Here is a 14,142-nt window from a genome sequence, read left to right as displayed (position 1 = left end):
TTTTCTAGGGCTTTGTTCCGGCGCTCCGTAAGCCTCTCGCTCGGCCGTTGGCTCGGGTGATGAAGTCAAACCCGCGTTTGAATTCAATTTGTCGATCGGAAAACGCTTCAGTTGTGACGCAGCGGCACGAGAACATCCCAGGCTAGCGGAACAGCGTTTTGCAAGTACCAGAGCCAGTATGATCGACGGCGTTCGGCGCCTCCCTTGGCTTCCCAGATCGCGCTGCCTGACACCGCGAGCGCTGCGTAATAGCCGGCGTCCCAATCGTCCGGAGGTACGCTCTTTTCGCTTTCGCCGACCACATCGAAGTTCGTATCGTACAAAATCGTATTGATCGCCGAGAAAACGGCCATGCCCGCATAAACGGAGACAAAGGCCGGTTCGCCATGTCCGAACAGATCGATAACCTTCGTGTGGTATTCACCGTTGGTTATTTCGAGTGTGGCCAGATCGCATTTACCCGATAACGCGTCGATGCCGCTCGCCAGAATAGCTTCGGCTGCCGTCAACACGCTCGCATACGGACTCAGCCGGCCTAGCACCTCTCTTGCACAGATCACAGCCAATCGTGCGCGGCGTAAATACCCCGCATCGGCGTGTTCGATCGCCGACAGGGTCTCGATCAACTGAAGAAGGTCCTTTCGGACGGCAGCGGGGAGTTCACCCTCTGTAGTAATCGACGTCGTAGCTGTCGATATTGCGTTCGCCAAATGTTGTGGAATGCGCATCGCTTATGCTGATTCTCCGTAACACCCGATGGGCATGGCGATTCGAGCGTCGTGGCGAGGCGCGACGAACGAGCTATTCGTCGCTATCGCCTCGTTCCGAGTTCTTCACTAGCCCGTGACAAAATGCGGTCGTTTTACGTTCGGCATGTCATCGTATGCTTTCAGGACGGTCTGCAACGGTGTCAGCGATGGGTCGCGATTCCCGTAGACGATCTTGAGCCATGTTGCACCGCGTATGAACTGCCCCGCACCGAACCATTGCGATTCGAGGTTCGCCTTCAGCATACGTCGGCCCGCTTCGAACAAAGCATCGGGCGTGTAAGCTTTGGCGTGAGCGACCTCAGGACGGCAACCATATAGACACAGGGCATAGGCATACTCGCGTGGCTTGAGCGTCTTCGCAAGACTGGGAGGCTTGTCGTTGACCCAATGTTCGTACATCTGGATACCGTTTTCGAAGCCCTCCATACCGTCCGGCGTAGCATCGTCGCCTGTTTGATAGGCGAACGCCATATAGTCATCGAGGCCATCTCGAACGATCTCGTTCATTGGCCACGGGCGGGATTCATTGCGCCAGGCGGCCTCTTCGAAGATTCTCGCGTTCTCCCACTCGGCACTGTTCCAGCCGGTATCCATCCACTCAGCGATCGCCTTCGCCCAAAGCAACGTAACTCGATGAAGATCTCTGTTCGCCCCGAAGTCCTCATCCGATGCAATTGCCTTTTCAATCCAACTAAGCGAGCGAGAGATTACTGGGGTAGCCTCCTCAGCCAATCCCACCAGCCATGCCCGAACCACATCGGACATGTTGTGCGCAGCAATGTTTCCCATTGGCTGCCCGTCCACATAGGCTGTGCGCATAACCCGGGGAAGGGCTCCGTCAATGACTACCTCTCTTGTACGAACTGGATCAAAGAGCATACATGGTTCGAATTAGTCTTCTATTTTAGAATCGAATATCAATGAAGTTCTTCAACCCCAACCTACACCAGTGACACGCAGCGAATCCTCTGATTCCAGGTGTGCTCGCACTGGTTGCAATAGAGTGGCCCGCTGGCCGCATGCAGATTAACCGACAAATAGCTATCGGCGATCGCCAACAAATTTCATGATCTGAAAGCGGAATATAATTTATCGAAAAATTTAAAAAAAATTAATCGCATATTGACTCACCTCACAACATACACTCTCACACGATTTCTCAATCGCCTTGCAATAATTAAAATCCCGGCGCATCTCGCCAATGAATAAAATCTGGAAACTGTTCCGCATTTAGAAATGAAACGAATACCGCAATTACTTGATCCGCCGTGAACCACTCGTCCGAGCGCATCGGGATATTGCCCGCACGAAATGCAAGAATAGTTCCATCAGGACGTGTCGGGTTTGGCTTATCATGAAATGCTCGCGAGCGCTTCGTGCCTTTTGCTTCGTAATGCTCAATCATGCACGACACCCCACCGCCAGCAACTTGAATATAATTCCCATTGCTGTCGGTCAACGAAGCGTATGACGAAGGGCCATAGCTTTTCAAAGCTCTAATTGCCCGAACGATCTGAGGCTCCCTCACTTCCTCGACAGGGGCCTTTCCTTCAACTTCTAGCTTCATGGCGTTATTCCAAAAATCACGGTAAATACACAGTTGTGGAGCTACCTATGGTCTTTCCTGCGAACCGTCCGGTAGCCGTAGCGCCAAACCGATTCACAAATTGATCCGAAAACTCTTGATAGGTATTCCGAGTAGCCCCACCGCTTTTTATTTCGATCCCATGCAAGGTACCATTCGCATCCTGCGTAACGATATCGTACACCCTATTACCCAAAGGACCGTTAACGACAACTTCCTTACCGACAACATTCACACCGTTACCGGACAAAAAATCCGCGAACTGTGACGCTGTTGTAGTCCCTGGCGCAGGACTCCCAGCCACACTAGCGAATTTGCCGTCAGGGGTCCTCAAACTCCCGTCTGGATACAGCCGAACATTGCTCCCTAAATTCTGTGGCCCATCACCGATCGAGGAAGACGGACTCTGGACATTTGTTTCGCTATTGCCGCTTGACAACATCGGTCCACCGGGCTGGATCAGCGGTGGGATCATCGCGATTGTGCCGAAAAGCGGTACGGCAATAGACGGCGTTACCACCGCTCCGGCGGTCCCACTGGTGTTGTCGTTGTTCCCTCCGCCCGAAAGCTGATTGTTTGCATCAGTCGGCGGCGGCTTCCCACCGTAATCGCGTTGCATTTGACCGATGAGCTGATTCTTCCACTGGGAAAACGTCCCCGGAATATCACCGTAAGTCCCTACGACCCAATCCTCGAATTTCTGGACCACCGTCTTGGACGATGTCGCGTTGTTCACGGCTTCATTCGCAGCCCATGTCGAGCCCGCGCCGGCATTCGCGCCTGCTAGTGCTGCCGCCAGGCCGCCACTGACGGCCGAAATCCCGTCAGTGATCGCATTAAACGCCTTGTTGTTATAGCTCGTCGTCTGCGTGAGCGTGCCATTGCCGTTATCCGTCGTAGTGACCATTTCCGAACCGTTGTACAGGCCGTCCCGCACCAACGGCGCGATCAACGCACTCGTCGCCCCGCCAATCGCCCCACCCGCACAGCCGGTGCCGCTAGCGGCACTCGCAGCACATCCGAGTGCAGCATGCGCAGTCACATATCCGATCTTGCCCAGCCCACCTTCGCCAAAGAATTTGTCAAAATCCAATTGGCCGACAGTACTCGCCGCAATCGCGGCCAGATCGCTAACGACGCTTCCTTTCAACGCGGTCCCGAAGCTCCCCCCATACGCGACCGTATTCACAGTGGCCGATACCAACCCCCGGCCTGCGATTTCGAACGCGCCCTGAAGGAGCTGCTCCGAGGTGATCGTATTCGATGCGATGTTGTTTCCGATTGTCTGCATCGGCAACTCGTTGAGGTCCAATCCTTCGATCAACCCCTGCGTCACATAAGCAACCGCTCCGGCCTTGAGAACCTCCCCGAGGCTGAACCCTTGATCGCTGAACGCCTGGTTCATCGCTGACGCCACCATGGCACCCACGACAGGCATCCCCATCGCGGAAAGCGCCACCGCCGCCGCCATCGAGAAAAGCTGATCCGGGCCAAATCCGCCCTGCTTCACGAACTCCGAATGCAGATGGTCGCTAAGCGTCTGCTGCGCGAAGTCCCCGCCCAGTTGCCGTTGCAGCGATGCAAGCATCGCCTGCGTCGAAGCTGCATCAACCGTCCCATCCGCGTTGAGCTTCTGCAGTGCCCCACCGATCTGATTGAGCGCCTGAACATTCAACTCCATGTTCGCCGCGCTCATGAACCCACCGGGCTGCACCACCGTCCCGGTCGTCTTCAGATAGCCGCCATCAACCTTCTGCCAGATCTCGCCGACATCAACCTGATTCGCCTGATTCGTCAGCGTGTGCGTGTCGACGCTCAGCGTCCCCGACGCGGTGATGCTCCCCGTATTGAGGATGCTGCCGTTACCGTCCTGATTAAACTTGAGCGTGACATCCTGACCGGAGATGTTGCCGCCCGCCGACAGCGCCTGCGTGTCCTGCGGCAGATACACCTGCGGCATCAGCGCAGTAATCGTCGGGCACGACGCCGCTCCCGTCGCATGACACGTCGGGTCCGGCACCGTCTGCTCGACGTACCACAGCATCGGCTTGTCGAGCGTGTTGATCTGCTCCTGCGTCAGCGCGGCGCCCAGTTGAAGGTCGTGCGCCTTCGAGTAATCGATTGCGTTCTGGTACAGGTACATCTTTTCCTGCGCCGTCACCGACAGGTTTTTCTCGTTGTCGTACGTCAGGCCATCGACGAAGCTCGACTTGCCGGTCTGCTTCAGCGCCGCCTGCTGCAACAGCAGGTCCTCTTCCTGCGGGTTGTAATAGAACAGCGTCGACGACGGCTGCAGCGCCGACGGCAGATTGTTCAGCAAGTCCTGCGGCCCAAGCGAGCCGAGCACGGAACCGCCGAGCGACGCGTCGACGTACGACGCCGCGCCCGCGACCGGTGTCGGCAGCTTGCCGGTACCGACGGCACGAGGCACCGACAGGTTCAGCCCCGGCAAGTCGACCGGGCTCAGCGAAATGACCTGCGACGGCGCATTGACACGCGGCGTGTAGGTGTTCGCGGTCGTGATCCCGTTGATGAGCTTCTGGCCCGTCAACGACACATACGTGCCGATCACGTTGCCCACGTTCTGGATCTGCCCGCCCGACGAGATCGACAGGTTCGGCGCCTGGATCGTCGCCGCGATGTTGCCGACCGGCGTCGGCGGATCGATGGTGCCGCCCGTGCTCGTGTATGCGCTCCCGTACAACGCCTTGCACTGCTCCGGCGTGCCGCACGCCCAGATGTCGTGGCGCTTGTCGCTGCTGAACATGCCCGTTTCCTGCACCCAATGCGAGTGCCAGTAGGCGTTCAGCACCTGCGCCTCGTTCACGACGGGGCCTGCGACGGCGATCGTCGCGTTGTTGCCGGCCGCGATCAGGCTGCCGATGTTCGTCAGGCTGCCCGCGTTGATCTGCAGGTTGTTGCCCGCGCTGATCACCGACGAGCTGCCCGACTGCTGGTCGACATAGCCCTCGCAGTAGCTTTCCTTGTAGCCGCCGGCTGTCATGCAGCCCGAGTATTGCTCGTGCTTGCCGTAGTTCTCGTGTACCGGCACGGGCGGCGGCAGATTGTTCGTGATCGCGCCCGATACGTTGAGCTTGATGTCGTTGCCCGCGACGATGTTGCCGGACGTGTTGTTCAGGCTCTGTGCGGGCGTGGTCGAGCTCGCGGTCGTGCCGACACCGCCGATGACGATGTCGTGGCCCGCGAGCAGGTTGCCGTACGTATTGTTGATCTGGCCGGCTGCGATCACGAGATCGTGGCCCGCATAGATCGTCGCGTCGTTCTGGCTGTAGCCGAACGTCGTCGTGGTCGGGTTGTTGCCGCGCGGTTGGCCCGCGTTGCCGCAGGCGGAGTTCGGCACGCCGGATGCGCAGCCGACCTGGCTCGCGTAGTTCTGCTGGTTGCCACCCTGATTGGTCAGCGAGCCGGACGTGATGGCGACGTTGTTGCCGGCATACAGCAGCCCCTCGTTGGTCAGATTGCCGCCGCCGACCGTGAGGTTGCTGCCCGCCGCGATCATGCCCGTCGGCGTCGTGAAGGTCACCGTGCCGGTCGCCGCAGGCGCGGCTGCCCCCTTGTTGATCTGGAACGTCGTCGGCAGGTAAGGCGAACCCACCTGGCAATAGTTGCCGCCGTCGCAATTGAAAGCGCCGGTCGGATTGCCGGTGCCCTGGACCCCGATCGTTCCGAGCGCCGCAAGCTGCGCCAGAAAGTTCGCGTACTGGGCCTGATCGACATAAGTCGCGTTGTTGACCGTCATGGTCGGCGCAACGGCGCCGTTGCTCAGCGACTGGACGTTGAGTGCGATGTCGCCTTGCGCCGCGATCTGCCCGCCCTTATTGGACAAGGTACCGGCAGTCAGCGAGATCGAGCCGCCGGCGGAAATCACGCCCGACGTTCCGGCTTGCTGGGTAGTCGTCGTTTGATAGACCGTCGGCAATGTGAACGTCGCCGATTTGAGTGCGCCGGCCTCGGGCCCCGTTCCGACGAACCAGTAGTTCGAATACTGCGAAACGCCGTGGTCGTTGATCCCGGTCAGGACGCTGTACTGATTGAACGTCACCGTGCCGGATGTCGCGACCGGGTTGGACGCCGACAACAACCCGCTGTTCGTGGTCGAGCCAGTCGGCGCCAGCAGGCCACCCAGCGTCGCGGGCGACGTCTCGTAAGCTGCGGATACCGTGTGCTCATGGCCAGAGGTCTTTTCGTAGCCGGCCGTCACCCAGCCCACCGACCCTGACATCAGCAGCGCCGGGTCGCTGACCTGCGTGGTCGTCGTGACGGCCCCCTGCGGAGCAGTCTGATCGTTGATCACCTGCGCGGCGGAGATGCCAATGTTCCGGCCGGCGAATATCGAGCCACCCGTATTGAGCAGCGAACCGCCGAGATTGAAATTCGCATCCCCCTTCGACTGCGTCGTCGCACCCTGGTTGTCATAATTCCCCCCGTTCACGGTCAGCACACTGCCTGCCTCAACCGTCCCGCGGTTCGTCGTATCGCCATTCAGCGTCAACGCGTTATCCGCATGCACCACCGCCCCGGCCGCATTGTTCAGCGTGCCGTTGAACGTCACATCCGCCCCGGTGACCTGCCCGTGATTCTCGAAGCTGCCGCCTGCCGTCAGCGTCAACGGCGACGTCCCGGTGATCGTGCCGTTGTTCGTGATCCCGTTCAGCCCCGTCAGCGAAACGCTCTGCCCGCCGTAATTCCACGTGCCGCCGACATTCACGTACCCGGCCGTGATCGACAGGTTGCCGCCCTGGCTGATCGTCCCCTGCGACGGATCGAACGCCATGTTGACCGCGCTGATCCCCATGTTCCGTTGCGCGAGCAACTGTCCGCTCGCGTTGTAGAACGCGCCGTTGCCGCCATTGATCGTCAGCGACACGTCGCCGGTCGCACCGGTCGCGGCGTTCGGGTTGCCGGCAAAAACGATCCCGTTCTGGTTGTTCAGCGTACCGGTATTGACGTTGAGCGCGTTCACCGCCATCAGCGAGCCACCGACGTTCGTCAGCGCGCCCCAGACGGTAACGTTGGTCGTCGTCCCGTTCACCAGCCCGGCGTTCGCGAAGCTCGATGCATTGATCGTCGTCGTGCCGATCGACGCGAGCGACGCACCGGCCGCGTTCGTCAGGTTCGGCGCCGATACGTCGAGCGATCCGGCCAGCACGTTCGCGGCGTTATACAGCCCGTTCTGCGAAGCCAGCGTCGCGTTGCCGACGACGTTCACCGCCTTGCCGCCCGCCAGCGTGAGCTGGTTCGACGCCTGCGCGGTAAGCGCGCCGCCGACCGTTGCATTGCCGAGCGTCACGTTCGAGCCGTTCACCTGCAGGTTCTGCGACGCCACGAGCGAGGCATTGCCGGCATCGACCGTTCCCTGCGCGGAAACGGTCACGTTCTTCGACCCGACGGCCGAACCGCTCAGCGTGACGTTGCCGCCCGACACGCCCAGTTGCCCCGCAACGATGCTGTTGCCGGTCAATGCGACGGTTTGCCCGGCATGCAGCGTCGCGTCCCCGTTCGCCGACACGCCCGCGACCGACACGTTGCCGCCGATACCGTTGACGTCGACGGTCCCCATCGAACCCACGCCGCCCGCGAGCGACACGTTGTTCGCGGCCTGAACCGCGACATTGCCGCCCGACTGCAACAAGCCACCGAACGACACGCTGCCGGCTGTCGACTTCGCCGACACGTCGCCGACCGCGGTGGTCGCACCGAGCGACATGTCGCCGCCGGACACCGCCGTCAGCTTGCCGGCACCCTGAATCGCGCCGAGCGTGATGCTGTTTCCGGCATTGACGGCGATGTCCTTGCCGTACGTCAGTGCCGCGCCGCCGCCGAGCGCACCGCCCGCGTTGATACTGGCGGCCCCGAGACCGAACAGCGCGCCGCCGAGCGTCATCGCACCACCCGACGTCAACGTCGTATCGCCGTTCACGAGCCCGCCGGAAAGCAGCGCGAGTCCGCCGCCAGCATTGGCCCGCAAACTCCCGGTCGACACGACCGCGCCGCCGACGCCGAGATTGCCCGCCGTCGCAGTCAGCGTCGCGTCGCCGGTCGCATTGATCGCGCCCGCGACACCGAGGCTGCGTCCGGCCGTCACGTTCAGCGCACCGCCGCTGGACGCCGCACCGATACCCGCATCGCGCGCGGCCGCGATCGTCGTCGCGTTGCCCGACGTCACCGCGCCGTTCACCATCACGTCGCCGGCGCCGTTGTGGCCCTGCGCCCGCAATCCGATCGCGCCGCCCGCCTGCACCGAGCCGGCCGACAAATCGTTGCCGGCGGTCATCGCGAGATCGCCGTTGGTCGCGACGTTGCCTGTCACCGCGATATTGCCGCCCGAGGTGACGCTCGCCTGGTGCGCGAACGCGATCGCGTCGGCCGTCACCGAGCCACCAGCCGTCAACGTGCCGTTTTGCTGCGCGCCAACGCCTGCGAGCGTCATGTCGCGGCCCGCGTTCAGCGAAGCATTGCCGCCCGCGACACTCTGCCCCGTCACGGCGATGTCCTGTGCGGCGCCGACGTTCAGGTTGCCCTGCGTCGTCAGGCTCGTCGCACTTGCGTTGCCGCCCGAAGCGGTTACGGCGAGATCGCCCGCCGAATTGACCGCCGACAGCGCGACACTGCGCGCCGCATTGATCGTCGTCGTGCCGCCGGTATTGATTGCGCCCGCAACGGAAACGTCCCGTGCGGCTTGCAGCTGCATCGCGCCGAACGCGGTGGCCGCTCCGCCGAGCGTCACATCGCCGCCGCCGGCACCGCCCTTCGCCGTGACGTCGAGATTGCCGTTGACGGCCTGAACCGTGCCGAGCCCCGCATTGTTGCCGCCCGTCACGTTGACGGCCGCAGCTTGCAGCCCACCCGTCAGCGCGACGTCGTGCGCGGCATCGAGTGTCGCCGACTGGGCGAATGCCGCCGAGCCCGCACCGTTGATGTCGCGGCCCGCGCTCAGCGTGCCGTCGCGTTGACCCGCCAGTGTCCCCGTCAACGCGATATCGCGGCCGGCCTGCACGTTCGTCGACTTCGCCACCGCAATCTGGCCGCCGAGTTGCGTATCGAGCCCGGACAGGCTGCTGAACGCACCCGCGGTCGTGGTCGCCCCCGTGAGCATGACGCTACCGTTCGTGGCGGTTGCCTTCAGATCGCCGTTCGACTCCACGCCGCCGTTGACCGTCACGTTACGTTGCGCGGTCAATGCGAGCGCATCGCCGCTGCCGAGTGTGCCGCCGATCGACACATCCCGCGCCCCCGTCACGTTCGCCGCCCCCTGTGCGGACGCCGCACCCGTGATGCCCGCATCGCCTTCGCCGGCGTTGCCGTTCGCCGTCAGCGTCAACGTGGTCGACGACGACGCATCGTGCAACGTCGCGTTGTTCCCGCCCGTCACCGCGATCGCGGCCGCCTGCATGCCGCCGGTCAGCGCGACGTCATGCTGCGCCGCATAGTTCGCGGTCGCGGCAAACGCCTGCTTGCCGCCGCCGTTGATGTCGCGCGCGGCCGTCACCGTGCCGTTCGCCTGTCCGACCATCGTGCCGTTCAGCGTGGCATCGCGGCCGGCCGTCAGCGTCGCGTCGCCGATCGCGCTGGTGCTCGCGCCGAGCGACAGGTCGAGGCCGGTCGCGATAGCGAGCTTGCCGCCGCTGTTGATGCCGCCGGTCGCGTTGAGGCTGCCTTGCCGCGCAGCCAGCGCCGTGTCGCCGACCGACTCGATCGCGCCGCTCACGGCGATGTCCCGCTGCGCGGTCACGCCGACCGTCGAACCGCTCGCAACCTTGCCGCCGATCGCAACGTCGTTCTGCGCGAACGCCGTGATCGCGCCCGCGGCGGCGACCGAACCGTCGATGCGCAGATCGCCTGCGCCCGTTGCGGTGTTCGTGCCGTTCGCGCGCAGCCCGATCGTGCCGGTCGACTCGACGTTGTTCACGGCCGCATTGCCGGCCGCCGTCACGCTGACCGACTGCCCCTGGATCAGCCCTCGCTGCGCGACGTCGCGCCCGGCTTGGAGCGTCGCCTGCTGACCGAACGTCAACGTGCCTGCGCCGACGATGTCGCGCGCCGCATTGACGATGCCTTGTCCCTGCCCGGCCAGCGACCCGCTCACGTTGACGTCGCGTCCGGCCGCGAGCGTCGTGTCGTGCGACACGGTCGTGTTGCCGCCAAGATTGATGTCGCTGCCTGCCTGCGCGTCGAACGCACCATTGCTCGCGATCGCACCGGTCGATCCGATACTGCCGGTCGCCCGCAGCGACGTGTTGCCGGCCGACTGCAACGAACCGCTGATGCCGATATCGCGCGCGGCGGCCAGTACCACGTCCGCGCCGCCCGTCACCGCACCGGTCACGCTCAGGTCGTTCGCCGCGCCGAGCGCGAGCGTCGTTGCAGCCTGCACGTCGTGCAGCGTGGCCGATCCGCCGGCCGCCGTCCGCACGTTGCCGCCGCGCAGCGAACCAGTCAGATTCGTATCGCCGCCGGAACCGACGTTCGCCGCGAGCCCGAACGCAACGGCGGCCGCACCGCCGATCGCGCCGCCGGCGTTCAGCGTGCCGTTGCCCTGCGCGACGACGGAGCCGTTCATCGTCAGATCGCGTCCCGCGTTCACGGTCAGGTCACCGAGCGACGACGTCGAGTGCGTGCCCAGATCCACGGACTGCGCGGCGTTCACCGACAGGTTGCCGCCCGACTGAATATTGCCGGTGCTCGTCAGCGAGCCGGCCGCATTCGTCAGCGCGACGTCGCCGTTCGACTGGACCGTCCCGCCGATCGACGTATTGCGGCCGCCGCCGACGATCAGGCTGCTTGCCGTGCGCAGCGTGCCGTTGACGATCACGTCGCGCGCCGCGTCGATCGTCCCGTTCGTCAGCGAGTTCACGTTGCCGCCGATCGAAACGTCGCCCGTGCGCGTCGCGAGCCGAAGCCCCGCGTTGGCCTGCACGTCGTTCAGCGCGATCGAACCGGCTGCCGTCATCGACACGGCGCGCCCCTGGAACGCACCCGTCACGCCGATATCGCGCCCCGCGCTCAACGTCGTGTCCTGCGCGAAGCCGCTGGTGCCGCCGGCGACGATGTCGCGCGCGGCCGTGAGCGTCGCGACGCCCTGCCCGGCCAACGCACCGCCGATCACGAGATCCCGGCCAGCCGTGGCGGTCACGTCGCCCGTTACGGTCGTCGCGCCGGTCAGCGCGACATCCTGCGCACCTTGCACCGTCAGCGCACCCGCGCCGTTCAACGTGCCGGCCGACGCGACGCTGCCGCTGGCCGCCGTGATCGCCAGATCGCCGACGGCCTGCACGGTGCCGCTGCCGCCGACGATCACGTTGCGCTGCGCGGCAAGCGCGACCTGCGCGCCACCGGCCAGCGTGCCGTTCACGACGACGTCGCGTGACGCGCGCACGTCGGCGGCGCCGAGTGCCGCCGCGTTGCCGTTGAATACGACGTCGCCGCCGCCGGCGTTACCGTTTGCCGTCACACCGAATGCGCCGCCCGCCTGGACCGTCGCGAGATTCGCGCTGTTGCCCGCGTCGACCTGCAGACCATTGGCGAGCAGCTTGCCGGTCAGCGCGACGTCATGCGCGGCATTCAACGCGCCGTTCTGGCCGAATGCGATCGAACCGCTTCCGGTGATGTCGTTGCCTGCGCTCAGTAACCCGTTGCGCTGGACGATCACGACACCGGACGTATCGACGTTGCGCCCCGCGTCCACACGCGCGTCGGTCCCGACCATCAGCGAGCCGCCGACCGACGCGTCGCGCGCGATATCGGCGGCGAACGTCGTTCCGCTCGCGAGCGACCCGCTCACGCTCAGGTCGCGCCCCGCCTGCACGCTGACCGCGTTCTGCGCGGTCGCCTGCGACGCGACGACGGTGTCCTGTCCGGACGTCAGCTCAAGATCGCCACCGCTCTTCACCGTCGCATGCGCGACAACGTTGCCCTGCGTCGCCGTCAACGCCAGCGCGCCGGAGGTCTGCAGCGCCGCGTTGACCGTCGCATCGCGTTGCGCGGTCGCGCGCAGCGTGTCGCTGTTGGTCTGCCCGTTCACGTTGACGTCGCGGGCCGCCTGCACGGTCGTCGCGCCGGTCACGACCGACGTGCCGTTCAGGTTCACGTCGCCCGTGCCGTCGGTGCCGCGCGCGGTAACGGACAACGCACCGCCGCCCTGTACGTCGCCGAGCGTGACGTTCGTGCCGCCCGCGACCGTCATGTCGCCGTGCGCCTGTGCATTCGCGACGTTCACGTTACCGCCTGCCGCCACGGCGAGCTTGCCGCCGGACTGGATCGAGCCGGTCGACGTCACGTCGCCATTCGCGTCGATCGCGTAACCGCCGACCCCGATGTGCGTACCGGTCATCGACACGTTGCCAGCGCTATGAACCGTCGCCTGCTGCTGCGCGGCCGAGCCCGCGACCGATACGTCGCCGTTCGCCGACAGCAGCAAGTCGCCTGCGTTCGCGGCAAGCTGCGCGTCGGATCGCACCCCCATCCCCGCGGCGGTGCTGACCACCTGGATCTGGCCGGCCGTCATCGCGCCGAACGCGGTCGCGTCGATCGCGAGCGAACGATTCGCGCCGCCGTTCGCGGCATTGATCGCCGCGGCGGAGTTGTCCGAGCCGTTCGACGCGGTGCCGTACGTGGTGCCGTAGGTATCGACGGCGGCCGGCGTCACGAACTGACGCCCGGCGATCACGTTGATGCGTGTGCCGGCATAGAGCGGCGCGTTGATGCCGATCGTCTCGCCGATCAGGTCGATCGTGCCGACGGTCCCCTCGATCCCCGCGCCGGGCCCGTTGACGCCGGCATTGCCTTCGATCTGCAGGTGACCGCCGGTCACGTTGTAGCCGAGCGCCTTCGCGTTCGCGAAGTCGGTCGCGCTACCACCCACGCCACTGAGGAACTGCGGCGCGCCGGTCGACAACGTCACGCCGATCGTGTTGGTGAAGCCGGTGCCGCGTGTCGTGATCCCGTTCGGATTCGCGATCACGACGGCCGCGGGTGCGCCGAATACTTCGAGCGGACCGTTCAGCAAGCTCGCGTAGGCATTGCCGGTCGACGTGACCTGGTTGACGATCACGCTCGCCGTACGGCCGTTCAGGTTCGGGTTGGCCTGCACGTTGCCGCCCGTCAGCGACGTGCCCGACATCAGGCTGTTGTTCAGAATCAGCCCGACCGGATCGATGTTGAATTGCTGATACTGGTTCAGCGAAATACCGGCCGCGTTCGGCGCGGTGATATTGACGACCGGCACGCCGCCGCCTGCGCCGGTCGACTGCGTGATGGCAGGCTGAAACGAGATCGGCGCCGTGGGATCGACGATGGGCGCGGCAGCCGCGAGCTGCATCGAGAATCGGACGCGCAGCGACGCGAGATCGAGCAGCCGCTGCCATGCGTCGTCGTCGATTCGACGATTGCCCGCGCCGAGCACGCCGGCTGCATCGCGGCCCTGCTCGACGGCGACCGTGATCGGTCCGATGAACATCGCCAGCGCGAGAAGCGCGCTCGTCGCACGCTGCCACCAGCGATACGATCCCGCGACCTGCTCGACCGCGAAGAACCGCGGCGCACTTGCCGCCGACCGCGCACGTGCACGGATTCGCGCCGCACCGGCGGCGGCAAGCTGCTGCAAGGTCTTACGCTTGGACGTGTTCATCTTCTGTTGTTCGCTTCGTTTCATGGCCCCGCGCCGTACGCCATCGGCCGGCGGACCGTGGCGCCGAGCGATGCCGGGTTTCCCCGCCCGGCATCGCCTGCGTGTTCGCCGGGCGGCTGCCCGACGCTGCTACTGGCGGC

The 14,142-nt window shown here is 64.4% G+C and carries 4 protein-coding genes; all 4 read right to left on the bottom strand.

Annotation, left to right across the window (positions count from 1 at the left end):
* Positions 1 to 107: 107 nt before the first annotated feature.
* Entirely contained in the window at positions 108 to 728 is a 621-nt protein-coding gene (locus J8I33_RS04540) for an Imm5 family immunity protein (protein WP_209933466.1), read from the bottom strand.
* Positions 729 to 836: 108 nt separating this feature from the next.
* Complete coding sequence (locus tag J8I33_RS04535) at positions 837 to 1,559, bottom strand: hypothetical protein (protein ID WP_245171453.1); 723 nt, start codon at positions 1,557 to 1,559, stop codon at positions 837 to 839.
* A 388-nt stretch (positions 1,560 to 1,947) separates the two neighbouring features.
* On the bottom strand, positions 1,948 to 2,337 hold the full coding sequence (locus J8I33_RS04530; protein ID WP_209933454.1) for a hypothetical protein: 390 nt from the start codon (positions 2,335 to 2,337) through the stop codon (positions 1,948 to 1,950).
* A gap of 16 nt (positions 2,338 to 2,353) precedes the next feature.
* The gene (locus J8I33_RS04525; RefSeq protein WP_245171518.1) at positions 2,354 to 14,002 is read right to left on the bottom strand and encodes a filamentous hemagglutinin N-terminal domain-containing protein; all 11,649 of its coding nucleotides are present in this window, start codon (positions 14,000 to 14,002) and stop codon (positions 2,354 to 2,356) included.
* Positions 14,003 to 14,142 lie beyond the last annotated feature (140 nt).

It is taken from the genome of Burkholderia sp. AcTa6-5 (assembly GCF_017815075.1).
GTDB lineage: Bacteria > Pseudomonadota > Gammaproteobacteria > Burkholderiales > Burkholderiaceae > Burkholderia > Burkholderia sola.
Note: the sequence above shows the minus strand (reverse complement) of the source record. Positions and strands in the feature narration are given on the sequence as shown.

Bases quoted from the DNA above. Each gene is read 5' to 3' on its own strand.
- J8I33_RS04540 (WP_209933466.1), bottom strand. From the start codon at position 728: ATGCGCATTCCACAACATTTGGCGAACGCAATATCGACAGCTACGACG.
- J8I33_RS04535 (WP_245171453.1), bottom strand. From the start codon at position 1,559: ATGGGAAACATTGCTGCGCACAACATGTCCGATGTGGTTCGGGCATGG.
- J8I33_RS04530 (WP_209933454.1), bottom strand. From the start codon at position 2,337: ATGAAGCTAGAAGTTGAAGGAAAGGCCCCTGTCGAGGAAGTGAGGGAG.
- J8I33_RS04525 (WP_245171518.1), bottom strand. From the start codon at position 14,002: ATGAACACGTCCAAGCGTAAGACCTTGCAGCAGCTTGCCGCCGCCGGT.